The organism is Piscinibacter sp. HJYY11 (assembly GCF_016735515.1).
Classification (GTDB): Bacteria; Pseudomonadota; Gammaproteobacteria; order Burkholderiales; family Burkholderiaceae_C; genus Rhizobacter.
On the sequence record NZ_JAERQZ010000001.1, the window covers coordinates 2,991,078 to 3,016,684 of the forward strand.

The 25,607-nt window shown below is 69.1% G+C and carries 29 protein-coding genes and 1 riboswitch; of the genes, 15 read left to right on the top strand and 14 right to left on the bottom strand.

Going from position 1 to position 25,607, the window contains the following annotated elements:
* Window position 1: 1 nt before the first annotated feature.
* From JI745_RS13845 to JI745_RS13875, 7 genes are all read right to left on the bottom strand, one after another.
* Window positions 2–718: a 16S rRNA (uracil(1498)-N(3))-methyltransferase gene (locus tag JI745_RS13845; RefSeq protein WP_201807751.1), complete on the bottom strand. Its 717-nt coding sequence runs from the start codon at window positions 716–718 to the stop codon at window positions 2–4.
* A 76-nt stretch (window positions 719–794) separates the two neighbouring features.
* Entirely contained in the window at window positions 795–1,292 is a 498-nt protein-coding gene (locus JI745_RS13850) for a hypothetical protein (RefSeq protein WP_201807753.1), read from the bottom strand.
* Window positions 1,293–1,469: 177 nt separating this feature from the next.
* Complete coding sequence (locus JI745_RS13855; protein ID WP_201807762.1) at window positions 1,470–3,143, bottom strand: long-chain-fatty-acid--CoA ligase; 1,674 nt, start codon at window positions 3,141–3,143, stop codon at window positions 1,470–1,472.
* Between the two features lie 210 nt (window positions 3,144–3,353).
* Complete coding sequence (locus JI745_RS13860; protein ID WP_201807765.1) at window positions 3,354–4,781, bottom strand: NAD(P)(+) transhydrogenase (Re/Si-specific) subunit beta; 1,428 nt, start codon at window positions 4,779–4,781, stop codon at window positions 3,354–3,356.
* Between the two features lies 1 nt (window position 4,782).
* Window positions 4,783–5,100 carry an NAD(P) transhydrogenase subunit alpha gene (locus JI745_RS13865; protein WP_201807768.1) on the bottom strand — a complete coding sequence of 106 codons (318 nt, stop codon included), beginning with the start codon at window positions 5,098–5,100 and terminating at the stop codon, window positions 4,783–4,785.
* Between the two features lie 32 nt (window positions 5,101–5,132).
* Window positions 5,133–5,498 carry an aspartate 1-decarboxylase gene (gene panD / locus JI745_RS13870; protein ID WP_201807781.1) on the bottom strand — a complete coding sequence of 122 codons (366 nt, stop codon included), beginning with the start codon at window positions 5,496–5,498 and terminating at the stop codon, window positions 5,133–5,135.
* A gap of 9 nt (window positions 5,499–5,507) precedes the next feature.
* Window positions 5,508–6,623 (bottom strand): Re/Si-specific NAD(P)(+) transhydrogenase subunit alpha, encoded by a 1,116-nt coding sequence (locus JI745_RS13875; protein ID WP_201807797.1) that lies wholly within the window; start codon window positions 6,621–6,623, stop codon window positions 5,508–5,510.
* A gap of 136 nt (window positions 6,624–6,759) precedes the next feature.
* Here JI745_RS13875 and JI745_RS13880 point away from each other — a divergent pair, with 136 nt between their 5' ends.
* Together JI745_RS13880 and JI745_RS13885 are read left to right on the top strand one after the other, a co-directional pair.
* The gene (locus tag JI745_RS13880) at window positions 6,760–7,263 is read left to right on the top strand and encodes an NUDIX hydrolase (RefSeq protein WP_201807799.1); all 504 of its coding nucleotides are present in this window, start codon (window positions 6,760–6,762) and stop codon (window positions 7,261–7,263) included.
* Window positions 7,264–7,345: 82 nt separating this feature from the next.
* Window positions 7,346–7,840 carry a DUF1579 domain-containing protein gene (locus tag JI745_RS13885; protein WP_201807800.1) on the top strand — a complete coding sequence of 165 codons (495 nt, stop codon included), beginning with the start codon at window positions 7,346–7,348 and terminating at the stop codon, window positions 7,838–7,840.
* A gap of 12 nt (window positions 7,841–7,852) precedes the next feature.
* On the opposite strand, the gene JI745_RS13890 is transcribed toward JI745_RS13885, so the two are convergent.
* The gene (locus JI745_RS13890) at window positions 7,853–8,548 is read right to left on the bottom strand and encodes an FKBP-type peptidyl-prolyl cis-trans isomerase (protein ID WP_201807803.1); all 696 of its coding nucleotides are present in this window, start codon (window positions 8,546–8,548) and stop codon (window positions 7,853–7,855) included.
* Between the two features lie 97 nt (window positions 8,549–8,645).
* On the opposite strand from JI745_RS13890, the gene JI745_RS13895 reads away from it, so the two are divergent.
* Both JI745_RS13895 and JI745_RS26400 read left to right on the top strand, forming a co-directional pair.
* The gene (locus JI745_RS13895) at window positions 8,646–9,059 is read left to right on the top strand and encodes a MerR family transcriptional regulator (protein ID WP_201807805.1); all 414 of its coding nucleotides are present in this window, start codon (window positions 8,646–8,648) and stop codon (window positions 9,057–9,059) included.
* Window positions 9,056–9,466, top strand: coding sequence for a PaaI family thioesterase (locus JI745_RS26400; RefSeq protein ID WP_201807807.1), 411 nt, complete (start codon window positions 9,056–9,058; stop codon window positions 9,464–9,466). The genes JI745_RS13895 and JI745_RS26400 overlap by 4 nt, the downstream gene beginning before the upstream one ends.
* A 17-nt stretch (window positions 9,467–9,483) precedes the next feature.
* On the opposite strand, the gene ribB is transcribed toward JI745_RS26400, so the two are convergent.
* Complete coding sequence (gene ribB, locus JI745_RS13905) at window positions 9,484–10,128, bottom strand: 3,4-dihydroxy-2-butanone-4-phosphate synthase (protein ID WP_201807817.1); 645 nt, start codon at window positions 10,126–10,128, stop codon at window positions 9,484–9,486.
* Between the two features lie 92 nt (window positions 10,129–10,220).
* A riboswitch (FMN riboswitch) is annotated at window positions 10,221–10,384 on the bottom strand.
* Between the two features lie 170 nt (window positions 10,385–10,554).
* Between ribB and JI745_RS13910 the strand changes: the two genes are divergently transcribed.
* From JI745_RS13910 to JI745_RS13930, 5 genes are all read left to right on the top strand, one after another.
* Window positions 10,555–11,529 (top strand): TRAP transporter substrate-binding protein, encoded by a 975-nt coding sequence (locus tag JI745_RS13910; RefSeq protein ID WP_201807820.1) that lies wholly within the window; start codon window positions 10,555–10,557, stop codon window positions 11,527–11,529.
* A gap of 76 nt (window positions 11,530–11,605) precedes the next feature.
* Window positions 11,606–12,733: a tRNA 2-thiouridine(34) synthase MnmA gene (gene mnmA / locus JI745_RS13915; protein ID WP_201807827.1), complete on the top strand. Its 1,128-nt coding sequence runs from the start codon at window positions 11,606–11,608 to the stop codon at window positions 12,731–12,733.
* A 152-nt stretch (window positions 12,734–12,885) separates the two neighbouring features.
* Window positions 12,886–13,494 carry a methylamine utilization protein gene (locus JI745_RS13920; RefSeq protein WP_201807829.1) on the top strand — a complete coding sequence of 203 codons (609 nt, stop codon included), beginning with the start codon at window positions 12,886–12,888 and terminating at the stop codon, window positions 13,492–13,494.
* Window positions 13,491–15,971: an EAL domain-containing protein gene (locus JI745_RS13925; protein ID WP_310738629.1), complete on the top strand. Its 2,481-nt coding sequence runs from the start codon at window positions 13,491–13,493 to the stop codon at window positions 15,969–15,971. Before JI745_RS13920 ends, JI745_RS13925 begins: the two co-directional genes overlap by 4 nt.
* Before the next feature lie 68 nt (window positions 15,972–16,039).
* Window positions 16,040–16,666, top strand: coding sequence for a hypothetical protein (locus JI745_RS13930; RefSeq protein ID WP_201807831.1), 627 nt, complete (start codon window positions 16,040–16,042; stop codon window positions 16,664–16,666).
* Window positions 16,667–16,669: 3 nt separating this feature from the next.
* Here the strand turns inward: JI745_RS13930 and JI745_RS13935 are convergent, their stop codons facing one another.
* Both JI745_RS13935 and JI745_RS13940 read right to left on the bottom strand, forming a co-directional pair.
* The gene (locus tag JI745_RS13935; RefSeq protein ID WP_201812546.1) at window positions 16,670–18,127 is read right to left on the bottom strand and encodes a PLP-dependent aminotransferase family protein; all 1,458 of its coding nucleotides are present in this window, start codon (window positions 18,125–18,127) and stop codon (window positions 16,670–16,672) included.
* Window positions 18,124–18,903, bottom strand: coding sequence for a hypothetical protein (locus tag JI745_RS13940; RefSeq protein WP_201807833.1), 780 nt, complete (start codon window positions 18,901–18,903; stop codon window positions 18,124–18,126). Before JI745_RS13940 ends, JI745_RS13935 begins: the two co-directional genes overlap by 4 nt.
* 253 nt (window positions 18,904–19,156) lie before the next feature.
* Between JI745_RS13940 and JI745_RS13945 the strand changes: the two genes are divergently transcribed.
* The 5 genes from JI745_RS13945 (at window position 19,157) to JI745_RS13965 (ending at window position 22,662) form a co-directional block, all read left to right on the top strand.
* Window positions 19,157–20,182 carry a caspase family protein gene (locus JI745_RS13945; RefSeq protein ID WP_201807835.1) on the top strand — a complete coding sequence of 342 codons (1,026 nt, stop codon included), beginning with the start codon at window positions 19,157–19,159 and terminating at the stop codon, window positions 20,180–20,182.
* A 119-nt stretch (window positions 20,183–20,301) separates the two neighbouring features.
* Window positions 20,302–20,742, top strand: coding sequence for a GNAT family N-acetyltransferase (locus JI745_RS13950; protein WP_201807838.1), 441 nt, complete (start codon window positions 20,302–20,304; stop codon window positions 20,740–20,742).
* Window positions 20,743–20,756: 14 nt separating this feature from the next.
* Window positions 20,757–21,518 carry an isocitrate lyase/phosphoenolpyruvate mutase family protein gene (locus JI745_RS13955; RefSeq protein WP_201807839.1) on the top strand — a complete coding sequence of 254 codons (762 nt, stop codon included), beginning with the start codon at window positions 20,757–20,759 and terminating at the stop codon, window positions 21,516–21,518.
* Between the two features lie 16 nt (window positions 21,519–21,534).
* Complete coding sequence (locus JI745_RS13960; RefSeq protein ID WP_201807842.1) at window positions 21,535–22,008, top strand: OsmC family protein; 474 nt, start codon at window positions 21,535–21,537, stop codon at window positions 22,006–22,008.
* A 3-nt stretch (window positions 22,009–22,011) separates the two neighbouring features.
* The gene (locus JI745_RS13965) at window positions 22,012–22,662 is read left to right on the top strand and encodes an FMN-binding negative transcriptional regulator (protein ID WP_201807845.1); all 651 of its coding nucleotides are present in this window, start codon (window positions 22,012–22,014) and stop codon (window positions 22,660–22,662) included.
* Here JI745_RS13965 and JI745_RS13970 read toward each other — a convergent pair.
* Complete coding sequence (locus tag JI745_RS13970; RefSeq protein ID WP_201807847.1) at window positions 22,656–23,201, bottom strand: hypothetical protein; 546 nt, start codon at window positions 23,199–23,201, stop codon at window positions 22,656–22,658. The genes JI745_RS13965 and JI745_RS13970 overlap by 7 nt on opposite strands.
* A 236-nt stretch (window positions 23,202–23,437) precedes the next feature.
* On the opposite strand from JI745_RS13970, the gene JI745_RS13975 reads away from it, so the two are divergent.
* A complete protein-coding gene (locus JI745_RS13975) occupies window positions 23,438–24,577 on the top strand; it encodes an ABC transporter substrate-binding protein (RefSeq protein WP_201807849.1) in 1,140 nt (379 codons plus the stop codon).
* Window positions 24,578–24,687: 110 nt separating this feature from the next.
* On the opposite strand, the gene JI745_RS13980 is transcribed toward JI745_RS13975, so the two are convergent.
* Window positions 24,688–25,110, bottom strand: coding sequence for a hypothetical protein (locus JI745_RS13980; protein WP_201807852.1), 423 nt, complete (start codon window positions 25,108–25,110; stop codon window positions 24,688–24,690).
* Window positions 25,107–25,604, bottom strand: a complete 498-nt coding sequence (locus tag JI745_RS13985; RefSeq protein ID WP_201807854.1) for a response regulator — start codon at window positions 25,602–25,604, stop codon at window positions 25,107–25,109. The genes JI745_RS13980 and JI745_RS13985 overlap by 4 nt, the downstream gene beginning before the upstream one ends.
* Between the last annotated feature and the right edge of the window lie 3 nt (window positions 25,605–25,607).

Here is a 25,607-nt window from a genome sequence, read left to right on the forward strand (position 1 = left end):
CTCAGAGTGAACGCAGCGACAGGTGGGCGAGCACGGCCAGCGGGGCCGTGTCGGCGCGCAGCACGCGCGGGCCGAGGCCCACGCGGCGAAAGCCCCGGGCTTCGGCGAGCTGCACTTCGGCGTCGCTCAAGCCGCCTTCGGGCCCGCTCAGGAACAGCGCCGCACGGCTGAGGGGCAGGGCGCCGGTGTCGGCGCGGGGGTCGAGCACACAGGCTTCGACGCCCTCGCGCGCCGGCTGGCCGGCGAGCCACGCCGGCAGCGTGAGCACCGGCGCCACCTGGGGCACGCGGGTGCGACCGCTCTGCTCGCACGCCGCAACGGCCACGGCCTGCCAATGGGCCTGGCGCTTCTCGGCACGCTCGCCGGACAGGCGCAGCACCGAGCGCTCGCACACCAGCGGCTGCAGCGCCGCCACGCCGAGCTCGGTGGCTTTCTCGACCAGCGCGTCCATGCGCTCGTTGGCCGGCATGCCGATGGCCAGCGTGACGTGCTGCGCAAGCTCGCGATCGACGGGGTCGTGCGCCAGCAGCTGCACGCTCACCTGGCTGCGCCCCATCTGCTCCACCCGGGCCGACCATTCACCGCCGTGGCCGTTGAAGAGCGTCAGCGGATCGCCGGGCTGCAGGCGCAACACCTGCACATGCCGGGCGGGGCCTGGCGGCAAGTCGATCAGGGCATCGGGAACCAGGGCTTGGTCGACGAACACACGAGCGGGCATCCGGCGAGTGTGCCGCAAGCCGTCAGGGCTGTTGCGAACGGCGCGCGCTTTCAGCGCGCCGAGGCGCTGGCCGGTGTCAGCCGCCGAAGAGCGACCGGCGCGCCTTGTCGGCGACGGCCACTCCCTTGCGCTCGCGGATCTGCTCCAGCACCCGGTCGCCCACTGCGCGCAGCTCCTCGATGGTCGAGGCCTTCTCGACGGCGAGCGTGAGCGTGAAGCCACGCAGACCGAGCTCGCTCGAGATCAACTGGGTCAGCTTGGCGGTGAACTGGCCGTAGTCCATTTCACCCAGCGGCTCGTCGAGGTCGGGCGGAAGCGACATCGGCTGGGTCGCCGCGCCGCCCCGATCGGCCGAGGACGAACGGCCGCTCGACGACGAGGGGGCGGGGGCGATGAGGTTCAGCGACTCGAGGAACTTGAAATCCTCATGCTTCAGGCCCACCACGTTGGCCAGCAGCATCTCTTCGGTCTTGACCCCGTCGATCAGCAGCAGCAGGTTGCGCTGCAGGCGCTCCTTCACAAGGGCACGCGCCTGCACTTCGGCTCGTCCTGCTTCGGTCTTGCTCCAGATCACTGCTACCTCCCGTGAACCACCTGGTTTCGGTTTCCGGGCCCGATCGGCCCGTCACCAAACTCCCTCTATGGTCACCCATGGCGAGGCGACGTTCCGCATTAGAACCGCCACACCACGAAATTTTCACGATTTCCCGCCGCCTGCGAAGGAATTCTTCGCGGCGGCGGGAGGCGGAGGTCAGGCCGCCTTGTCGCGCAGCTCGCGGCGCAGGATCTTGCCGACCGGCGTCTTGGGCAGTTCGTTGCGGAACTCCACCACCTTGGGCCGCTTGTAGCCCGTCATGTTGGCTTCGCAGTAGGAACGCACGTCGGCCTCGGTGACGGCCGGGTTGCTGCGCACGATGACGAGCTTGACGGCTTCACCCGCCTTCGCGTCGGGCACGCCCACCGCGGCGCATTCGAGGATGCCCGGCATCTGCGTCACGACGTCTTCCACCTCGTTCGGGTAGACGTTGAAGCCGCTCACCAGGATCATGTCCTTCTTGCGGTCGACGATGCGGAAGTAGCCGCGGTCGTCCACGGTGCCGATGTCGCCGGTGCGGAAGAAGCCGTCGGCGGTCATCACCTTGGCGGTCTCGTCGGGGCGCTGCCAGTAGCCGGCCATCACCTGCGGGCCGCGGATGGCGATCTCGCCCGGAGTGCCGGGCGGCACCTCGTTGCCGTCGTCGTCGAGCAGCTTGAGCTCGGTGCCGGGCAGCGGCAGGCCGATGGTGCCGGTGAACTTGTCGCTGTCGGTCGGGTTGCAGGTGGCGGTGGGCGAGGTTTCCGACAGGCCGTAGCCCTCGACGATCGGGCAGCCGGTCTTCTCGAGCCACAGCTTGGCGGTCGCCTGCTGCACGGCCATGCCGCCGCCGACAGAGATCTTCAGGTGGCTCCAGTCGACCGTGTTGAAGTCGGGGTGGTTGGCCATTGCCATGAACAGCGTGTTGACCGCCGGCAGGCTGTGCACCTTCTCGCGCGACAGGTCCTTGAACACGGCGGGGATGTCGCGCGGGTTGGGGATCAGGATGTTGCAGCCGCCCATGCGCATGCCCAGCATCATGTTCGAGGTGAAGCCGAAGATGTGGTACAGCGGCAGCGCGGCCACGGTGGTGATCTGTTCGCCCGCGGGCATCTTCTTCAGGGCGGGCTGGTACCAGGCTTCGCACTGCAGCGTGTTGGCCACGAGGTTGCGATGCAGCAGCACCGCGCCCTTGCTCACGCCGGTGGTGCCGCCGGTGTACTGCAGCACGGCGATGTCGGTGGGCTTGGTGTCGGGCGCGCGGTAGGCAGCCTTGCGGCCGGCGGCCACGGCGTCCTTGAAGCGCACGGCGCTCGGCAGCGAGAACGCCGGCACCATCTTCTTCACGTTGCGCACGACGTAGTTGACGATCAGGCCCTTCACGCCGAGCAGGTCGCCCATCGAGGCGAGGATGACCTTCTTGGTGGGCACGGCGGCGTAGCAGGCCTGCAGCGTGGCGGCGAAGTTCTCGATGATCACGATCGCCTTGGCGCCCGAGTCCTTCAGCTGGTGCTCGAGCTCGCGCGGGGTGTACAGCGGGTTCACGTTCACCACCACCAGCCCGGCGCGGATGATCGCGGCCACGGCGATCGGGTACTGCGGCACGTTGGGCATCATGATGGCCACGCGGTCGCCCTTCTCCAGCCCCTGCGACTGCAGATAGGCCGCCAGCGCGCGCGACTGCTCGTCGATCTGGGCGAAGGTGAAGCCCTTGCCCAGGAACTTGTACGCCGTGGCGCTCGCGTGTTTCTTGAAGGCCTCTTCGATCAGTTCCAGCAGGGAGTTGTACTGGCCGAAGTTGATCTGCTCAGGCACGCTGGCCGGGTACTGCTTGAGCCAAGTCTTTTCCATTTTTGATTTCTCCGAGAGAGAGTCCGAGTAGGCGATCTGCATGAAGCGGGGCATTCTGACGCCGAACTGACGCTGGCTCCATCAGGGGTTTCGAGCGAACGGTCGTTCTTTTCTGGTGCAACGCCTCTAGAGAAGGCCCCAAAACGATTCGGCCCAGCCCCCCGTTGGTGGGGACCGGGCCGAGAACTACGTCACGGACGGGAGGGGCCGTTATTCCACGGCCTTCACCATGTCTTCCACGACCTTCTTGGCATCGCCGAAGACCATCATGGTCTTGTCCATGTAGAAGAGCTCGTTGTCCAGGCCGGCATAGCCGGCGGCCATCGAGCGCTTGTTCACGATGATGGTCTTGGCCTTGTAGGCCTCGAGGATGGGCATGCCGTAGATCGGGCTGCCCTTCACATGCGCCGCCGGGTTCACCACGTCGTTGGCGCCCAGGATGATGGCCACGTCGGCCTGGCCGAACTCGCCGTTGATGTCTTCCATCTCGAAGACCTGGTCGTAGGGCACCTCGGCCTCGGCCAGCAGCACGTTCATGTGGCCGGGCATGCGGCCGGCCACCGGGTGGATGGCGTACTTCACCGTCACGCCCTTCTCGGTCAGCTTGGCGGCCAGTTCCTTCACGGCGTGCTGGGCGCGGGCGACGGCCAGGCCGTAGCCCGGCACGATCACCACCGTCTCGGCGTTGCCGAGTACGAAGGCGGCGTCGTCGGCGCTGCCGCTCTTCACGTTGCGCTGCTGCTGCGCGCCACCGGCCGCGGCCGTGGCGTCACCGCCGAAGCCGCCCAGGATCACGTTGAAGAACGAGCGGTTCATCGCCTTGCACATGATGTAGCTCAGGATCGCGCCCGAGGAACCCACCAGCGAACCGGCAATGATCAGCATGCTGTTGTTGAGCGAGAAGCCGATGCCGGCGGCCGCCCAGCCCGAGTAGCTGTTGAGCATGGACACCACCACCGGCATGTCGGCGCCACCGATCGGGATGATGATCAGCACGCCCAGCACGAAGGCGATGGCCAGCAGCAGCCAGAAGTCGATGCGCGCTTCGCTGATCGTGTAGCCCACGATGAAGAAGAGCGCCGCCAGGCCCAGCACCAGGTTCAGGATGTGCTGACCCTTGAAGACGACCGGCGCGCCCTGGAACAGGCGGAACTTGTACTTGCCCGACAGCTTGCCGAAGGCGATCACCGAGCCGCTGAAGGTGATGGCGCCGATGGCCGCGCCCAGCGCCAGCTCGAGGCGGTTGCCGTGCGGGATGGCGGGCGCGCTCTTCGTGGAGATGCCGAAAGCCCAGGGCTCCACGGCCGCCGCGACCGCGATGAACACCGCCGCCAGGCCGATCATGCTGTGCATGAAGGCCACGAGCTCGGGCATCTTGGTCATCTCGACCCGCTTGGCCATGATGGTGCCGGCGGTGCCGCCGACCAGCAGGCCCAGCAGCACCCAGCCGAGGCCGAGCGCGTTGCCGCCGGCCAGCTTGACGATCAGCGCCCCGGTGGTCACCACGGCGATGGCCATGCCGACCATGCCGAAGATGTTGCCGCGGATCGAGGTGGTGGGGTGGCTCAGGCCCTTCAGGGCCTGGATGAAGCAGATGCTCGCAACGAGGTAGAGCAGGGTGACGACGTTCATGCTCATGTCACGCACCCTCCTTCGCGGGAGCCTTCTTCTCTTTCTTCTTGAACATCTCGAGCATGCGGCGCGTCACGAGGAAGCCGCCGAAGACGTTGACCGCGGCCAGCGCCACGGCGAGCACGCCCATGGTCTTGCCCAGGCCCGTCTCGGTGAGCGCGGCCGCCAGCATGGCACCCACGATCACGATGGCGGAGATGGCGTTGGTCACGGCCATCAGCGGAGTGTGCAGGGCCGGGGTCACGGTCCACACCACGTGGTAGCCCACGTAGATGGCGAGCACGAAGATGATGAGGTTGGTGATGGTCGGCGAGATGATGTCCATCCGACGTTCTCCTTGGAATGAATTCTTGAGACTTACAGCTTGCGGATTTCTTTGACCTTGTTGCGCTCGTCGAGCAGCACCACGGTGGGCTTGTAGGTGGCGGAGTTGACCTCGCTCATCGTCGCGTAGGTGCAGATGATGAGCAGGTCGCCCACATGCGCCTTGCGGGCCGCGGCACCGTTCAGGGAGATCGTCCCCGAACCCTTGGGCGCCTTGATGATGTAGGTGGAGAAGCGCTCGCCGTTGTTGATGTTGTAGAGCTCGATGCGCTCGTACTCCACCATGTTGGCGGCGACCATGAGGTCTTCGTCAATGCCGCATGAACCTTCATAGTGAAGGTCGGCTTCGGTGACGGTGGCGCGGTGCAACTTCGCCCGCAGCATCACTCGGTTGTTCATGCTGGCCTCTTACTTCCGCTTCACTTCGCCGCCCTGCGTCATCAGGCAGGCGGCCACGATGTCGTCGTCCATCGGCACGTTGAAGCCGCCTTCCTTGGTGATGACGAGCTTGAGGAAGTCGAGCACGTTGCGGGCGTAGAGCGCGCTGGCGTCGGCGGCCACGAGCGCCGGCAGGTTGGTCTCGCCGACCAGCGTGACGCCGTGCTTCATGACCGTCTTGTTGGCCTCGGTCAGCGGGCAGTTGCCGCCCTGCGCGGCGGCCAGGTCGACGATCACGGAGCCCGGCTTCATCGCCTTGACCATCTCCTCGGTCACGAGCACCGGCGCGGCACGGCCGGGGATGAGGGCGGTGGTGATGACGATGTCGGCGGCGGCCACGCGCTTGGCGACCTCGACCTTCTGGCGGTCGAGCCAGCTCTGCGGCATGGGCTTGGCGTAGCCGCCCACGCCTTCGGCGGCTTCCTTCTCTTCCGGCGTGTCGTACGACACGTCGATGAACTTGGCACCCAGCGACTCGACCTGCTCCTTCACCGAAGGCCGCACGTCGGACGCCTCGATCACGGCGCCCAGGCGCTTGGCGGTGGCGATGGCCTGCAGGCCGGCGACGCCGACCCCGAGGATGACGACGCGTGCGGCCTTCACGGTGCCGGCGGCGGTCATCAGCATCGGGAAGAAGCGCTGGTATTTGTCAGCCGCGATCATCACGGCCTTGTAGCCGGCGATGTTGGCCTGCGAGGACAGCACGTCCATGCTCTGCGCGCGGGTGGTGCGGGGTGCTGCTTCGAGCGCGAAGCTCGTGAGGCCGGCACGGGCGATGCGCTGCAGGCCGGCGGCGTCGAAGGGGTTGAGCATGCCGACGAGGTTGGCGCCGCTCTTCATCAGCGACAGCTCCGAGTCGACCGGCGCCCGCACCTTGAGCACCAGGTCGGCCCCGAAGGCGCCGGCTTGGTCCGTGATCTCGGCACCTGCGGCGAGGTAGGCCTCGTCGGTGGCGCTGGCGGCCACGCCGGCGCCCGACTGGATGCGCAGGGTGTGGCCCTGCGCCTTGAGTTTCTTCGCGGTTTCAGGCGTGACGGCCACGCGCGTCTCGCCGGCCACCGTCTCGAGCGGTACCCCAATCAACATGGAACTGACTCCTCCGTCACGGGCGCGTTTGTGGAACTTGCGCCGAACTTACAAAAACACGCGAGCGTAACGCATCACGCGCACGCCGTCGTCTCCTTGGCGTCACAGGAGAGGCACGCGACTACCATGCCGCCCCATGACTGAACGTTGGAAACCCAGTGTCACCGTGGCCGCCGTCATCGAGCGGGTCGTCGACGGCGAGAGCCGCTTCCTGTTGGTGGAAGAAGACACTGCCGAAGGTTTGAAGCTCAACAACCCGGCCGGCCACCTCGAGGAAGGCGAGTCTCCGGAGCAGGGCGTGTGTCGCGAGGTGCTGGAAGAAACCGCCTGTACCTTCGCGCCGCAGTGCGTGGTGGGCGTGTACCTGTCGCGCTTCCAGCGGCCCGCGACCGGCGAAGACGTGACCTACGTGCGGCTCGCCTACGCCGGCACCGTCGGTGAGCCCAACGCCGGCCGCCGGCTGGACGACGGCATCGTGCGCACCGTGTGGATGACGCTGCCCGAGCTGCGCGCGAGCCGGGAGCGGCACCGCAGTGCCCTCGTGCTCACCTGCATCGAGGACTACCTGGCCGGCCGGCGCCACCCGCTCTCGCTGGTGCAGGCCGATGCCACGGTCTACGCGCCCGAGATCAAGCGCTAGGCACCACCTCTGCTGACATGCCGCTGGCAGCAGGCGGCGCGCACGATCGGCCCCTTTCGCCGCACCCGCACAAGGAGCTGACATGCCATGCCCCACCGCGCACCACGCGCCCGACGACTTCGATTTCATCCTGGGCGACTGGCGCGTGCAGCACCGGCGGCTCAACACCCGCCTGGCGGGCTGCCAGGACTGGACCTCGTTCGAGGGCCTGTCGTCGACCCGCCAGACCCTGGGCGGCTTCGGCAACGTCGAAGACAACCTGCTGCACTTCCCCGACGGCGACGTGCGCGCCATCGCGATGCGTTCGTACGACCCGGCCACGATGACCTGGGCAATCTGGTGGCTCGACGGCCGCCACCCGCACCGGCTCGACGTGCCGGTGGTGGGCCGTTTCTCCGAGGGGACGGGCGTCTTCTACGCCGACGACAGCTTCGAGGGGCGGCCCATCCGCGTGCGGTTCACCTGGCGCCGCCACGCCGCCACCGGCCACCCGATGTGGGAACAGGCGTTTTCGGCCGATGCTGGCAGCAGCTGGGAAACCAACTGGACCATGGCGTTCACACGCCTGGCACGCTGACGCCCTCGGGAATCACTTCGCCGCCATCACCTCCAGCAGCTCCACCTCGAAGACGAGCGCCATGCTCGGCTCGATCTTGCCGCCGGGCGCGCCGCGCTTGCCGTAGCCCATCTCGGGCGGAATGAAGAGCTTCCACTTGTCGCCGACCTTCATCTTCTGCAGCGCCTGCGTCCAGCCGGGGATCACCTGGTCGACCTGGAAGGTGGCGGGCTCGCCGCGCTTGACCGAGCTGTCGAACACCTCACCGTTGAGCAAGGTGCCGGTGTAGTGGACCTTCACACGGTCGTTGGCCTTCGGGCTGGCGCCCTTGCCGCTCTTGATGATCTGGTACTGCAGGCCGCTTGGCAGGGCGGTCACGCCGGGCTTCTTGGCGTTGTCGGCCATGAACTTGGCGGCGGCTTCGCTGTTCTTCTTCTCGGCCGCCTCCTGGCGGGCGGTGCGCTGGGCCATCAGCTGCTGCTGGAACTTGTTCATCACCTCGACCTGCTGCTCCTGCGTGAGCGCCGGCTGCTTCTTCTTCAGCGCGTCCTGCACGCCGCGCTGCAGCGCCTCGGTGTCGATGTCGGGCACTTCCTTGCTCACCGACGAGCCGAAGTTGAAGCCGATGGAATAGGCGGCCTTCTGCGCATCGGTGTTGAGCTTGGGCGCGGGGTCGGCGGCGAAAGCCGGCAGGGCGAGGCACAGGGCCAGGGCGAAGGCGTGTTTCATGTCGCGGTGGTCGGGTAGAGCGAAGGCGCGAGTATCCGCTGTCCACCGGTCGCCCAAGTGACCCTCGCACAGTGCGAGGCTTGCTAAGGTCGTCTGCATGAAGATCTCGGAACTGGCCCGCCGCACCGGCGTCTCGGTGCACCGCCTGCGGCGTTACGAAGACACCGGGTTGATCCACGCCGAGCGGCAGCCCTCGGGCTACCGCGAGTTCAGCGAGCGCACGGTGCGCGAGGTGGTGTTCATCTCGATGGGGCGCGACCTCGGCTTCTCGCTGCAGGACCTCGCCGACACCGTGCCCCGCTACCGCGCCGGCACGCTGACCTTCGACCAGATGGTCGAGGCCATGCAGGCGCGCATCGCCGAGGTCGATGCGGTCATCGCCGAGCAGCGCGCGTTGCGCAAGAAGCTGGTGGCGCACATCGACTGGCTGCAGCAGCGCCAGCGCGAGATCGAGAAGCTCCGCCTGGCCCCCAAGGGAGGCTGGATCCGGCCTCGGAAGGATCGGTCGTGATCCCCGACGGGTACGCGCGCCACACCCGACGCAGCCCGCTCACCGACCCGTGGGAGCCGCTCTTCGCCCGCGAGGCGGGCGACGCCGTCCAGCTGGCGGTCGAGATCCGTGAAGCGCATTGCAACGCGCGCGGCTTCGCCCACGGCGGGCTCGTGAGCGCCCTGGCGGACAACGCGATGGGCCTGTCGGCCGTGCGCCTCGCACGCCAGCAGCCGGGCCAGGCGCAGGCCAGCGCCGTGACGGTGACGCTCGCTCTCGACTTCCTCGACACCGCCCGCATCGGCGACTGGCTGGAGGTGCAACCGAGCGTGTTGAAGCTCGGCCGCACGCTCGCGTTTGCGGAGTGCCGCGTGGTGTGTGGCGATCGCCTCGTCGCACGCGGCAACGCGAGCTTCAGGATGGTCTGAAGCGTGTCGTGCGCGCCTCAGGCGCCGACGAGCGCCGACTGGCGCCGCCAGTGCACGATCTCGGCGATGGTGAGCGTCGGCAGGCCGTGCGCGAGCGCGAACCGGTCGACCTCGTCGCCGCGCGCCATGGTGCCATCGGGGTTCATCAGCTCGCACAGCACGGCGGCGGGCTTGAGGCCGGCCATGCGCATCAGGTCCACCGAGCCTTCGGTGTGGCCGTCGCGCTGCAGCACGCCGCCAGGCCGCGCGCAGAGCGGGAACACATGGCCCGGCCGCACCAGGTCACCGGGCTGGGCATCGTCGGCAATCGCCGCGCGGATGGTCGTCACCCGATCGGCCGCGCTCACGCCGGTGGCCACGCCGTGGCGCGCCTCGATCGACACGGTGAAGGCCGTGCCGTAGCGGCTCTCGTTGCAGGGCACCATGGGCTGCAGTGCCAGCCGCGCCAGCGTGTCGGGCGGCAGGCACAGGCAGACGATGCCGCTGCCCTCGCGGATGAACATCGCCATCACCTCGGGCGTGATGTGCTCGGCGGCGACGATGAGGTCGGCCTCGTTCTCGCGCTCGTCGTCGTCGAACAAAAGAATCGGCCGGCCGGCATGCAACGCGCGCAGCGCGGTTCGCAGGCGATGGGGGAAGGTGTTGAAGGTCGGTTGAGACATGAAACGCTCCTCGTTGAGTGGACGAAAAGACGTTCCAGGGCGCGCAGACACACGGCGGCCCACAGCGGCGGGCGGTGGGCTGCCATGCATCAGCACATCTTCTTTCATCCGGACTGTGACCGTCGGCCCTGGCCTCGCACCAGGTCTGCTGACCCTCGCCCTGAGAAGAGCGAGACGCTCGCGGGCTCGCAGCCGCTGTTGGAACAGGAGGCTGCCTACCGCCGGTGGGGAATTCCGCCCCGCCCTGAAGACGTGTGCCGGCACCAACGCCGGCGCGGCCATCTTGCGCCTGCGATGCGGTGGCGGCTGTCGTGTGCGTGACGCATCGCAGGGCATCGATTTTTTCGATGCCGCGACCGAAAAACTTTCCATCCACGACGCGGACGGCTCGGCTCACCATGCACGCACCCGACGACAGGAGGCCCCATGCAACGCCGACACCTGCTGCTCACCGCCGCCGCAGCCCTCGCGCCCGCGGCCGCCCGCGCCACCACGGTGTGGACCATGCCAACCGGCTACAAGGCCGACTCCTTCCAGGGCCAGAACGTCGCGCGTTTCGCGCGGTCGGTGGAGGCCGCCACCGGCGGCAGCCTGCGCATCCAGGTGCAGCCCGACAACCAGGGCGTGCCCTTGGCGCAGATCGCCGCCGCGGTGCGCGCAGGCCGCGTGCAGGCCGGCGAGGTCATCATGACGGGGCTCGCACAGGACATCCCGATCGCCGGCGCCGACGCCGTGCCCTTCGTGGTGTCGAGCTACGAGGACGCGCAGCGTCTGTGGCAGCACCAGCGCCCGCTGGTCGAGCGCCACTTCGAGGCGCGCGGGCTGAAGCCGCTTTTCGCCGTGCCGTGGCCGCCGCAGGGCCTCTACACCATCCGCCCGGTGCGCAGCGCCGACGACCTGCGCGGCACCCGCATGCGCACCTACAACGCGACCACCGTGCGCATTGCACAGCTGCTCGGCGCCGAGCCGGTCGACGTGCCGATGTCGCAGGTCGGCCAGGCGCTCGCCGACGGCCGCATCGACACCATGATCACCTCCGCCGTGACCGGCGTGGAGAACAAGGTCTGGAGCGCCTTCAAGTTCTTCTACGAGATCAACGCCTGGTTCCCGAAGAACCTGACCTTTGCCAACGCCGCGGCCTACGCGGCGCTGACCGAAGCGCAGCGCCTGGCCGTGCTGCAGGCGGCCAGCGCCGCCGAGGTCGCCGGCTGGGCCGCCAGCCGCGTGGCCGCCATCGAGTCGGCGCAGGAGCTGCGCCGCCACGGCCTGCGCACCGAGCCGGCACCGCCGCTGCTGCAGCCGGTCATCCGCCGGCTGGGCGAGCGCTTCTCGCTCGAGTGGCTGCAAAGCGTGGGGCGCGAGGCCAACGAGGTGTTCGTGCCCTTCTACGCCGCACGCTGAAGGCCGGCGATGAACGCGACGCGGCGCAGTCCCCCTGCGCCAGCGCCGCCGGGGCGCGCTTCCTACAATCGCGCCCATGGCGAAAGTGCGTGTGGTCGTGGGCTTGAGCGGGGGTGTCGACTCCGCGGTGAGCGCCTACCTGCTCAAACAGCAGGGCCACGAGGTCATCGGCATCTTCATGAAGAACTGGGAGGACGACGACGACAGCGAGTACTGCTCGTCGCGCCAGGACTTCCTCGACGCCGCCTCGGTGGCCGACGTGCTCGGCATCGAGATCGAGCATGTGAACTTCGCCGCCGAGTACAAGGACCGTGTCTTCGCCGAGTTCCTGCGCGAGTACCAGGCCGGGCGCACGCCCAACCCCGACGTGCTGTGCAACGCCGAGATCAAGTTCAAGGCCTTCCTCGACCACGCCATGCGCCTGGGCGCCGAGAAGATCGCCACCGGCCACTACGCCCGCGTGCGCGAGGTGGCCGGGCAGCATCAGCTGCTCAAGGGCCTGGACCCGCTGAAGGACCAGAGCTACTTCCTGCACCGCCTCACGCAGGCGCAGCTCTCCAAGACCATGTTCCCTGTCGGCGAGCTGCCCAAGACCGAGGTGCGCCGCATCGCTGCCGAGATCGGCCTGCCCGTTGCTTCGAAGAAAGACTCCACCGGCATCTGCTTCATCGGCGAGCGGCCGTTCCGCGAGTTCCTCAATCGCTACCTGGCCAACAAGCCCGGCCCGATCCTCGACGACCGCGGTCGGCAGGTCGGCGAGCACGTGGGCCTTTCCTTCTACACGCTGGGCCAGCGCAAGGGCATCGGCATCGGCGGGCGGAAGGAACGCGGTGCGGCCAAGGGCGGCAGCGAGCACGAACCCTGGTTCGTGGCGCGCAAGGACATGGCCCGCAACACGCTCTCGGTGGTGCAGGGGCACGACCACCCGTGGCTGCTGTCCGACGGCCTGGTCGCCGACGACATCAGCTGGGTGGCCGGCCAGGCGCCGTCCGCGGGGCCGGTGGCCGCCAAGACACGCTACCGGCAGAGCGACGCGCCCTGCGCCATCGCCCCCACGGCCGGTGGCTTCAGTCTGCACTTCGACAGCCCGCAATGGGCCGTGACGCCGGGGCAGTCGGCCGTCATCTACGACGGCGAGGTCTGCCTGGGCGGTGGCGTGATCGCCGCCGCCGTGAGCGCGCCGGTCGCTGCCACGGCGAAGTAAGCCAGCGCTCATCAACCACGGGTAACGGCCGCCAGAGCGGCCCCGTGAACTGCTGCACGCCCGTTCGCGCCAGGCTTCAAGTCGCCCGGTTGCACGCCGATACACCGAGGAGCCCGACCGACCGGCCGGGCCCTGCTGTCGACGCGCCCACCATGCCCCGTTTCCCCCTTGCCTCCGTCCTGGCGCTCAGCCTGCTGGTGCCCGCGCTCGCGCAGGCCGCCGCGGTCGGGGTGACCGTGACGAATGAAGCCGGCCAGCCCCTCGCCGACGCGGTGGTGATGCTGGAAGCGGCGGGCGCCAAGCCGCCGGTCAAGCCCATGCCCACCGTCGAGGTGTCGCAGGCCAAACGCCAGTTCAACCCGCGCGTCACCGTGGTCACGGTCGGCACGGCGGTCAGCTTCCCGAACTTCGACACCGTGCGCCACCACGTGTATTCGTTCTCCCCGATCAAGACCTTCGAGCTGAAGCTCTACGCCGGCGTGCCCGCGAGCCCGATCGTGTTCGACAAGCCCGGCGTCGCCGTGCTCGGCTGCAACATCCACGACCGCATGGCCGCGTGGGTGGTGGTGGTCGACACGCCCTACCACGCACGCACCGATGCCCAGGGCCACGCCCGGCTCGAAGGCGTGCCGGCCGGCCCCTACCGCCTACGCGCCTGGCACGCAGGCGTGGCGCCCGGCAAGGAGCCGGCGCCCATCACCCTCAACGTCGCCGCCGGCGACGCGCAAAGCCGGCTCACCCTGCCGGCCGCCCCGCTGTGAGCACGCCCGCTCTGCCCAGCCCCTCGGCGCCGGCGCGCCCCGGCCCGCTGACCCGCGTGCGGCTGTGGATGCGCAAGTCGCTCAGCGCGCGCATCGTCTTCGTGTTCCTGGGCCTGCTGCTGGTGGTGCAGGGCCTGAGCTCGCTCGCCATCCGCGCGAGCATCGACCACAACGCCCGCGCCGTGATCGACACCGACCTGGCCGTCGGCGAACGCCTGCTCCGGCGCCTGCTGCAGCAGAACGCCCACAAGCTCACCGAAGGCGCCACGCTGCTGACCGCCGACTACGGCTTCCGCTCCGCGGTGACGAGCGGCGACGAGGCCACGATCGGCTCGGTGCTCGCCAACCACGGCGAGCGCATCGGCGCGAGCGTGGCGGCGCTGCTCGACACCGACTACAGGATCCGCGCCTCGGCCCATGCCGACGCGCTCACGCTGCAGCCGGTGCTGCAGCGCGTCGCGCAGCAACAGGGCCGCATGCCCGCAGGCGACGTGGTGCTGGTCGACGACCGGCCCTTCCAGTTCGTGCTGGTGCCGCTGCGCGCGCCGGTCACGGTGGGCTGGGTGCTGATGGGCTTCCCGGTCGACCAGCGCCTGGTCGATGAAATGCTGGACTACTCGTCGCTGCACGTGAACCTGGAAATGCGCAGCACGCCGCAAGCCCCCTGGCGCCTGCTGCTGTCGACCTTGCCGAAGGAGTCGCGCGACGCCTTCGAGCGCCTGGGCACGCGCATCGACCGCGACGCCTCGGGCACGGTGGCGCTGCCCGGCGGCGAATACCAGACGCGCGCCGTCATGCTGACCGGCAGCGATGCGCAGGGCCCCGCGGTGTCGGCGCTGCTGATGCTCTCGGTCGACGACGCGGTGGCGCCCTACCGCCAGCTGCAGCTCGGCCTGGCGGCGCTCACGCTGCTGGGCGTGGTCGTGTTCGCCCTCGGCAGCGTGCTGACGGCCCGCCGCGTGACCACGCCGCTGCGCCGCCTGGTGGCCGCGGCCGAGCGGCTCGGCGCCGGCGACTACGCGACGCCCCTCGGCGGGCAACGCCGCCACGACGAGGTGGGCGACCTGGCCCAGGCCTTCGAGCGCATGCGCGTCAACGTGGCCAGCCAGCAGGAAGAGATCCTCAAGCTCGCCTACTGGGACAGCCTCACCGGCCTGCCCAACCGCGTGCAGTTCCGCAACGCGGTGATCGAGGCGCTGGCGCTCGGCCAAGCCGACGGCCGCTCCATCGCGGTGGTGATGCTCGACCTCGACCGCTTCAAGCACGTCAACGACGTGCTGGGCTACCGCTTCGGCGACCTCATGCTCAAGGGCGTGGCCGAGCGGCTGTCGCAGCAGGCGGTGCGCAACGGCGACCTGGTGGCCCGCCTGGGCGGCGACGAGTTCGCCGTGCTGCTGGCCGACCTGGAGCCCAGCGACGACCTCGCGCACACCCGCTCGGTGGCGCAGCGCCTGCACGCGGCATTCGGCGACGTGATGACGCTCGAAGACCACTCGGTCGACATGAGCGCGAGCTTCGGCATGGCGGTGTGGCCCCACCACGCGAGCGACGCCGACGGCCTGCTCAACCGCGCCGAGGTGGCGATGTACCAGGCCAAGCGCCGCAGCGACGGCCCGATGCTCTACGACCCGGCGCTCGACGCGGCGAGCAGCCAGACGCTCACCCTGCTCGGCGAGCTGCGCCACGCCGTCGACCACCGCGAGCTGCGCCTGTACCTGCAGCCCAAGCTCGCGCTCGACACCGGCCACGTCGTCGGCGCCGAGGCGCTGATCCGCTGGCAGCACCCGCAGCGCGGCCTCGTGCCGCCGATGCAGTTCATCCCCTTTGCCGAGCAGACCGGCTTCATCCGCACGCTCACGCTGTGGGTCTTCGAGGAAGCCGCGCGCATGTGGCGCGTGCTCAACGAGTCGGGCCTGCGCATCGCGATCTCGGTCAACCTCTCCACGCGCGACCTGCTCGACCTGGAGCTGCCGCAAAAGTTCGAGGCGCTGCTGGTCAAGCACATCGTGCCGGCCGAGGCCTTCTGCCTCGAGATCACCGAGAGCGCGATCATGGACGACCCGCAGCGCGCCATGGGCACGCTGGAGCGCCTGTCGAACCTGGGCTTCCGCCTCTCCATCGACGACTTCGGCACCGGCTACTCCTCGCTCGCCTACCTCAAGCGCCTGCCGGTCGACGAGATCAAGATCGACCGCTCCTTCGTGATGGGCATGGAGAAGGACGCGAACGACGCGCGCATCGTGCGCTCGACCATCGACCTCGCGCACGGCCTCGGCCTCACGGTCGTCGCTGAAGGCGTGGAAAACGCGCAGGTCTGGCAGCTGCTGCGCGAGCAGTCCTGCGACGAGGCGCAGGGCTTCCACATGAGCCGCCCGATGCCCAGCGCCGAGTTCGCCTCCTGGTCGCTGGGCTGGACGACCCGCCTGTCGGCGATGAAGCTCTCCAGCCCCAGCAGCAGCAACGTCACGCTGCACTGAGCGGGCGCGCGGGCAGGGCCCCTCGGTACCATCCGCGGCGCACCACAACACATCCAGAGGAGGACTTCATGATTCGCCAACTGCGCCTGCCGGCGCTCGCACTCGCCGTGCTGCTGGCCAGCGGCTGCGCCGTCATCCAGCCCGTCGTGCCCGCCGCCGCCGCGCCCGATGCGGCCTCGGCCTACATCGCAGGCGCCTTCACCCGCGTGAGCAGCGGCGGCTTCGCCTTCATCGCGCGAAACGCCGACACCGGCGAGGAGTACGCCCTGCCGCTGGGCGCCGACACGCCGTTTCCCACCGACGTGGAAAACCAGGTCGTGGCCATCAAGGTGCCGCCCGGCCGGTATGCGATCACGCAGTGGATCACCTATGCGACGCTGACCAAGGAACGCATCACCAAGTCGAACATCACCAACGCCGTGCTGAGCGAGCCCTTCACCGTGGCCCCCGGCTCGGTGACCTACCTCGGCAACTACAGCGTGACCACCACGCGGGCCGGCACCTCGATGCACTTCCGCATCAGCCCGAAGGTGGTGACCTCGGCCGATGCGCGCACGGGCTTCCTCAAGGCCTACCCGGGTTTCCAGTCGCAAAGCTTCGCCTGCAAGCTCTGCGTCGACACGGTGCTGGCGCGCGTGCCCCGGCCGGCGGCCGCGGCGTCGAGCCCGGCCCCTGCGCCTTCCGCGGTGAAGTGAAGCTCAGGCCCGCAGCAGCGGGCCGAGCAGGCGCGCGGCCTGGCGCAGTCGCTGGTCGGTGAACCCGGCGTAGCCGAACACCCAGCCCCGCCGCCGCGTCTCGATGGCATAGAGCGACAAGGGCGCGAGGTAGACGCCGACGTCCGCCGCCGCGCGGCTCAGCGCCGTGTCGTCACGCCCCGTGCCGATCTCGAACGCGAGGTGCATGCCCTGTGCCGCCGGCACGAGCTGCAGCCGCCCCTCGGTCGCCTTGCGCACCGACTCGACCAGCACCGCCTGCCGCTCCTGGTAGAGCTCGCGCATGCGCCGCAGGTGGCGCAGCAGGTGGCCTTCGGTGATGAAGCGCGCCAGCACCTCCTGCGCCGCGCCCGGGCTGTGGCGGTCGGTCAGCGAGCGGGCGCTCGCGAAGGCATCCACGAGCACGTGCGGCAGCACGATGAAGCCCAGGCGCAAGCCCGGGTGCAGCGTCTTCGAGAAGGTGCCCACGTAGAGCACCCGCTCGCTGTGCGGCAGGCTGCACAGCGCCGGGATGCGGTGCGCGCCGTACTGGAACTCGCCGTCGTAGTCGTCCTCCACGATCCAGGCCTGCTGCTGGCGCGCCCACTCGAGCAGCTCCAGCCGGCGCGGCAGCCCCATGTGCACGCCGAGCGGGAACTGGTGCGTCGGCGTGACCACCGCCATGCGCGCCTTCGGCCAGCGCGCCGCGCCCTCGGCGATGGCCAGGCCCTGCGCATCCACCTCCACCGGCCGCGCCACGATGCCGTGGCTCACCAGGCAGGCGCGGATGCCCAGGTAGCCCGGGTCCTCGACCATCACCTCGTCGCCCACGTCGAGCAGCAGCCGGGCCACCAGGTCGATGGCCTGCTGCGAGCCCGAGGTCACCACCACCTGCTGCGGCTCGCAGTGGATGCCGCGCGACACCAGCAGCCACTGTGCGATCGCCTCGCGCAAGGGCTTGTGGCCGGCTGGAGAACCGTACTGCGCGGTCGCCTGCTGCACGCTCGGCGGCACCTGGCGCGCGAGGCGCGACCACAGCGCGAAGGGAAAGTCCGGCACCGAGGGCACGCCGATGCGGTAGGGCACCACCGCCGACACCGGCGGGCGCCAGCGCAGCGCGGTGTCGGCAATCTGGCGGCCGCGGTCCGACAGGCCGCCCTCGGGCAGCAGGGCGGCGCCGCGCTTGCGAGGCGCTGCCGCGGGGGCGGCGGGGCGCAAGTCGGCCAGGTCGGGGGCGACGTAGCTGCCGTCGCCCACCCGCGCCACCACGTAGCCCTCGGCGCGCAGCCGGTCGAGCGCCCACAGCACGGTGTTGCGTGACACGCCGAGCGCCTGGGCGTGCTCGCGCGAGGGCGGCAGCCGGCTGCCCGGCGCGAACGTGCCCTGCTCGATCGCCGTGCGCAGCTGCAGGTAGACCTGCTGGCGCAGAGAGGCGCCGGCCCGGGACCGTGGCGGCTGCTTCAGAACGCGAACACCGCACCCAAGGTGAACCCCTGGGTCACATCGCGCGCGTCCGTCTTGACCGGGGGGAAGGTGCCCGTGCGGTCAGTCAGCACCACGTCGCGCGCCTTGATCACCTGCGAGCGGTAGCCGACGCTGAAGTTCATCGACCGGATGAAACGGCTGAACGGCACGGTGTAGCCCAACCCCACCTCGCTGAGCGAATAGTCCGCCTTGAAGTCGGCGTTGGTGTCCGACTTGATCTTGAGCACGCCGATGCCCAGCGCGCCGTAGACCGAGAAGCCGCCGGCAAGGGGAGACGCAGCGCTCACGCCCAGGGTCGGGCCGGACACCTGGTACGCCTTGGTTCCCGTCGGCGCGTTGATCTGGTCAAACTTCTTGAAGCCGACGGAGGCGGTCAACCCGGGCGTGATCGAGTAGCCGAAGTTGGCGTCGATTTCCCGCCGCTCGAATTCCCATCGGCCGCTTGGCTCCTTGAACTCGTAGGTCTTCGGAACGGCGAAGCTCAGCGAGCCGATGAAGTCGCGGTAGCGGAAGCTCACCTGAGGAATGATGATGGGCTTGGCCTCCGACGAGAGCTGGTTGATCACGTCGTCCTGCACCGTGTTCACGTCGCCGACCCACGTCGACCACTCGGCGAACCACACTTTCGTTCCGAAGGTGACACCGAAATTCGAGTCCTGGGCCTGCGCGGCGCCCGCGGCCAAGGCGAGGGTCAGCGCACACAGGGTGTGAAGGCGCGGCGGCACACGCCGGCCAGAGCGATCGGTTGTTTGCATGTTGGCTCCAACGACAGACGGGAAGGACAGAAGAAGTCGAAGCCGGCGCGGCACCGGCTCCGGGCGATGGCTTGGCGCGTCCGACGGCCATGTGTCCAAGCCGACCGGATGTTAGGCGTGACGAAAGTCAGCTTCCCCCTCAAAAAAGCGGATGCGACACCGGTGGACCTGGGATATCTTTTGAGAAAGGGACGTGATAGAGCCGGAACGGCCATCACCGCACGCGAGTGATCCGTGCGACGGGATGCACCACATGAACAAGAGCAGGACCACCTTCATCGCTGGCATCGCCGTTGCCACCGGGCTGGTGGCCGCCTGCCTTGTGCCGGCCACGGCGGCCACCGCCCAGGCGCGCAACGCGGCACAGGCCGAGCCGCGCCGGGTGGCGCTGGTGGTGGGCAACGCCCGCTACACCGGCGTGCCGGTGCTGGTGAACACGCTCAACGACGCCGAAGACATGTGCAAGGCCCTGCGCGAGCTCAGGTTCGACGTGCTGTGCGTCAAGGACCTCAAGACCCGCCGCGACTTCAAGCGCGCGGTGCAGGACTTCACCGCCAAGCTCGGCAGCGGCGCGGCCGGCCTTTTCTACTACGCCGGCCACGGCCTGCAGATCGACGGCGAAAACTACCTCGTGCCCACCGACGCCCGCATCGACAAGAAGGAAGACGTCGAGGACGAGACGGTGAGCCTGCGCTACGTGATGGCTTCGCTCGACGAGGCGCGCGCCGATTTCAGCTTCATCATCCTCGACGCCTGCCGCAACAGCCCCTTCACCCGCGGCTTCACGCGCGCCGTCAACCGCGGCCTGGCCGCCGTGAGCGACACGCCCACCGGCTCGCTGGTGCTCTACTCCACCGCCGCCAACGACACCGCCTCCGACGGGCCGAGCGGCCAGCGCAACAGCCCCTTCACCAAGCACCTGCTCGCCAACATGAAGCAGCCGGGGCTGACGGTCGAGTCAATGATCAAGAAGGTCTCGGCCGGTGTGCAGGCCGACACCCAGATCCCCGGCGGCAAGCGCCAGGTGCCGTTCAGCTATGGCTCGTTCACCGGCGAGTTCTGCTTCGCCGGCTGCGCCAGCCCGACCGAACAGGCCGAGACCGCCCGCCTGCGCAAGGAGCGCGAGGCGCTCGAGAAGGCGCAGGCCGAACTGGCCTTGCGCGAGGCCGAACTCAAGCGAGCCGCGCCGGCGCCTGCCCCGGCACCGCCGCCGGAGCCGGTCTCCCGCACCACCGCCCCCAAGCCGCCGACGCGGCCGGTCGTCGTGCCCTCGTTCTGAGCGTGGGCCTGCGCCGCAGCGGCGCGATTGGCCCCGGCATGCCGCTCGAATTGGCTCCTTCCGGAGCCAATTTCGTTTCTACGATCAGGTGCCAATCACGCCCGCCCTGCGTCGCTGCCATGACCGCTCTCCAGATCACCCCGCTGGCCCCGGAAGACCGCCTCTCCTGGGAGACGCTCGCCCGCGGCTACAAGGCCTTCTACAAGACCGAGGCCACGCCGGCGCAATACGAGGCCTCGTGGCAGCGCCTGCTGAAACGCGACGACGTCTACGGCCTCGGCGCACGGCTCGACGGCCAGCTGGTCGGCATCGCGCACTACCTCTTCCACACCGGCGTGTGGGCGCCGCGCTATTGCTACCTGCAAGACCTCTTCGTCGACCCTGCGCTGCGCGGGCGCGGCGTGGCGCGGGCGCTGATCCACGCCGTGGCCGCCGCGGCACGCGAGACCGGCGCGCAGCGCTACTACTGGCTCACGCAGGACCACAACCACACCGCCCGCACGCTGTACGACAAGGTGGCCCAATTCCAGGGCTTCATCCGCTACGACTACGCCCTCTGACCGGAGCGCATGCCATGACGACCTTCCTCGACCTGCACCGCCAGCCCCGTGCCCTGCTGATGGCCAACGCCTGGGACGCCGGCTCGGCCAAGCTGCTCGCCGGCCTGGGCTTCCAGGCCATCGCCACCTCGAGTGGCGCCTCGGCCATGGCGGCGGGCAAGCGCGATGGCGAGTTGACGCGCGACGAAGCCCTGGCGCATGCGCAGGCGGTGGTGCAGGCGGTGGCGCTGCCGGTGTCGGCCGACCTGGAGAACGGCTTCGGGCCCGAGCCCTCGGCCGTCACCGAGACGTTGCGCCTGGCCATCGCCACCGGGCTTGCAGGCGGTTCCATCGAAGACGCACCCGCCTCCGGCTCGCCGCCCTACGCGCTCGACCACGCGGTGGAGCGTGTGGCCGCTGCCGTGGAAGCAATCCGCGCCTCGAAGCAGCCCTTCGTGCTGACGGCCCGTGCCGAGAACTACCTGCGCGAGCGGCCCGACCTCGACGACACCATCCGCCGCCTGCAGGCCTACGAACAGGCGGGCGCCGACGTGCTCTTCGCCCCCGGCCTGCCCGACCTCGCCGCCGTGCGCACGGTGTGCGCCGCGCTGAGCAAACCGGTGAGCTTCATGGTCGGCATTCCCGGCAAGTCGTTCAGCGTCGCCGAGCTCGAAGAGGCCGGCGTCAAGCGCATCAGCTTCGCCACCTCGTTCTACCGCGCCGCGATGCGCGCAGCACGCGATGCCGCCAAGGAAGTGCTCGAGCGCGGTACCTTCACCTACACCCAGCAACGCTGACCCACCGGAGCCTTTCATGTCCGACCACGTCTACACCGCCACCACCGTCTGGGCGCGCGGCGACCAGCCCTTCAGCGACAAGAAATACAGCCGCCGCCACGACATCCATTTCGACGGCGGCCACGTGATGCCGGCCTCCTCGTCGCCGCTGTCGGTGCGTGTGCCGTATTCCGACCCCTCAGGCGTCGACCCGGAAGAAGCCTTCGTTGCCTCGATCTCGAGCTGCCACATGCTGTGGTTCCTCGACATCGCCTGCCGTGCCGGCTGGATCGTCGACGACTACCGCGACGAGGCGGTGGGCGTGATGGACCGCAACGCGCAGGGCCAGCTTGCCGTCACGCTCGTCACGCTGCGGCCCGCCGTGCGTTTCCATGGCAAGCAGCCGACACGAGAGGAGTTCGACCACCTGCACCACCGCGCGCACGAGGAGTGTTTCATCGCGAACTCGGTCAAGAGCGAGGTGCGCTGCGAGCCCGTGTTGGCGAGCTGAGCCATGTACACCCCGAGCCACTTCGACGAGCAGCGCCCCGAGCCGCTGCAGCAACTGCTGCACGACCACCCGCTGGGCCTGCTCATCACCAACGGCCAGAACGGGCTGGACGCGAACCCGGTGCCCTTTCTCCATGAGCCGCGCGAGGGCACGCCGGGCGTGCTGAGCTGCCACGTTGCCCGCGCCAACCCGGTGTGGAAGGAAGCGGCCGGCGAGGAGGTGCTCGTCGTCTTCCAGGGCCCGCAGGCGTATGTCTCGCCCAATTGGTACCCGAGCAAGTTCGACAACGGCAAGGCCGTGCCCACCTGGAACTACATCGTGGTGCAGGCGCGCGGCACGCTCGTCGTGCGCGACGAGGTGGAGTGGCTGCGCGGCTTCGTCACCCGGCTCACGCAGCGCCATGAGTCGACGCAGGCCGTGCCCTGGCAGGTGGGCGATGCGCCGCCCGACTACCTCGACGCCATGCTGCGCGGTATCGTGGGCCTCGAGATCCCGCTCAGCTCATTGCGCGGCAAGTGGAAGATGAGTCAGAACCACCCGGCGGCCAACCGCGAGGGCGTGGCACGCGGGCTGCGTGCGCGGGGCACGGAAGCAACAGCGACGGTGGCCGGCTGGGTGGAGCGCGCAGCGCCGTCGCCCGCGAAGGGTCAGTAGGCCAAGGGCATGCGCGCCACGGCGGCGGTCGCCGGGGCCGCATCCGGCGCGGCCGGGCGCGAGGCCAGCTGCACCATGCGGCGCGCGGCATCGGCTTCGATGCGGCTCACGGTGATCGTGAGGCGTGCGCCTTGCGGGCCCTGGGACACCAGCTCGGCGTGCGTGGTGGACGGCACGCCGCCCCACACGTCGGCATGCGCGTTGTGCTTCGCCGGGCGGCCGTAGGTGCGCTGGAATTCGGCCGAGAAGGCCTCGCGCGCCACCGGCGCCTCGAGCATCACCATCACCAGCCGATCGTTGTGGAAGCAGTAGTGCACACCGCTGAGTTCGGTGTCGCCGAAGATCAGGTTCTCGCGCTCGCGCTGGTAGCAGGCGACGTCGCCATCCACCTGCGCCGGGCCGGCATCGCGCAGCGCCTCGGCCCCCTCGCCCCAGTGCATGCCGCGGAAGCCGCGCAGCTCGAACGCCTGGGCGCCGAGCGCCACCCACGAGCCCAGCGCCAGGGTCGCGACGGCGGCGAAACGAGAGGCTCGGGACATGGCGTTTCCTTCGGTGAAGCGGTAGGAAAAGTTTGTCGTTCGGCCCTCGGATGTGTCAATTCGTAAACCCTTAGGGAGCGCCAATGGAGTGCGCAGCAAGTCGCGGTTCGTCAGGGTCGCATGACGAAAAGCGTCGCTTTGCGCAACCAGTTCACACGAAGGTATCAATGTGTACGCAGCCCTCAACCCGTGGGCGCTTCATCCGAAATGCGGAGTTCCTAACGGGAGAAATTCACATGAAGCGCAGACAAGTGGTGATGGGCAGCCCGGCGATCCTTGCAGCGGGCATGTTGGGCGCGTGGCCGGCAAGCCAGGCCGCGCAGGGACCGGTGATCCGGTTCGGCCAGTCGGCCTCGCTGACGGGCAGCCAGGCCAGCTACGGCCGCGACATCCGCGACGGCATCAACGCCGCCTTCGCCGCCGCCTCGGCCGTGCCGGGCAGCCCGCGCTTCGAACTCGTGACGCTTGACGACGGCGGCACGAAAGACCGCTGCATCCAGAACGTCGGCACGCTGATCGAAGGCGGTGTGACGGGCATCGTCGGCCTCACGAGCGGCATCGCCGCCGAGGCCTGCGTGGCAATGGCCAACAAGGAACAGCTCGCACTGCTGGGCACGGCCAGCGGCAACATGGGCCTTCGCACCGGCGCTGCCGCCGGCGTCTTCCACACGCGTGCGGGCTACGACCTCGAATACAAGCGCATGGCGAACTACATCAAGGAGTTCGGCATGCGGCGCATCGGCTACGTCTACTTGAAGGACACCTCGCCCGCGAACCTGGCGGTGATGACGCAATCGCTCAACGCGGTGCAGATCACGCCCACGGTGTCGATCGCGATCGAGCGCGCCGGCACCAACTTCGAGGACGTGGCCGCCTCGCTGATGGCCGCCAAGGTCGACATCGTGCTGATCTCGGCCAATGCCGGCCCGGTGGCCACCATCATCGACCACATGTCGAACGCCAAGTACCCCGGTCTCTTCTACGCTTCGTCGTACGCCGGCCAAGGCCTGATGGACACGCTGACCGCCAAGAAGCAGAGCTGCATCATGAGCATGGTGGTGCCGCGCCCGAACTCCGGAGTGGCCAACGTGGTGAACAAGGCCAAGGCCGACTTCGCCGCACTCGGCGGCGACGTGAAGCTCGGCATCACCACGATGGAGGGCTACATCGCCGGCCGCACCGCGGTCGAAGCGGCGCGTGCGGCGCTCAAGGTGAGCGGCGGCGAGCGTGTGAGCCGCGCCCGCCTGAAGGAATCGATCGCCGGCCTGCGCACCGACCTCGGAGGCTACCGCGTGGAATTCGGCCCCGGCGTGTCGCAGGGCTCGCAATACGTCGACCTCATCGCGATCGACCGCTACGGCCGCCTCGTCGGGTAGTGGTGTGAGCCCCTCGGCCGATGCGTACATCGGCCGATCCCTCGAGGGGATGGCGGGCCGGCTTGTGAGCGGCCCGGCGCTCGGCCCGCCCCCGCCGACCACCGTCTCGATCAGTCGTGCTTGCCGTGCCCCTTGCCGGGGTGGTCATGCTTGTCGTGCTTGTGGTGCTTGTGCTTGTGGCCATGCTTGCCGTGCTCACGCTCATAGCGCTCGTGCACCCAGCTCTCCTTGACGAAGTAGACCGGCTGGCCGCAGGCGTTGTAGCGGTGGCAGTGCTTGGACCACTTCTTCTGGTGCCCGGGCGGCACGTAGAGGTACACCGGCTGCGCCGGCACCACCACCGCGGGCTGGGCGATCACCACCGGCTTGGCATAGACCACCGGCGGCGGCGGCAGGTTGCCGATGTCGATGCGGCCATAGACGCCGGGTTGCGCCACCTGCACCGACACGCCCACGCTGGTCTGCGCGACCGCAACTCCGGTGCACGAGAAGGCCACCGCGGCCAGGGACAAGGTTTTGAGGATCGTTTTCATGAGACTGCTCCGTGAACAAATGCGACCTGTTGGCGCCCCGCACCGTGGCGGGCGAGCACATCGGCCAGGTCTCGGGCCGAGAAAGGTTTGAGGACGACGTCGTCCATGCCGGCGGCGCGGTAGGCCTCGCACTGGCAGGCCATGGCGCTCGCCGTCACCGCGATGATCGGTGTGGCCGCGAGGCCGTGCTCGCGTTCCCAGCGGCGGATGGCACGTGTGGCCTCGATGCCATTGAACACCGGCATCAGGTAGTCCATCAGCACCAAGGTGTAACCGCCGGCCTTGACCGCCTCGAGCGCCTGTGCGCCATCGGTGACGAGCGTGGTGTCGACGCCATGGTGGTCGAGCATCAGCGTCAGCAGCAGGGCCTGCACCGGGTCGTCTTCGACCACGAGCACGCGCGGCCGGCGGGAGATGGCGGCAAAGGTGGGCGCATCGTGGCGCTCCGTCCAGAGCGGTGCGTGGCGCGGCAGGGAATGGGGCTCGGTCTTCATTGA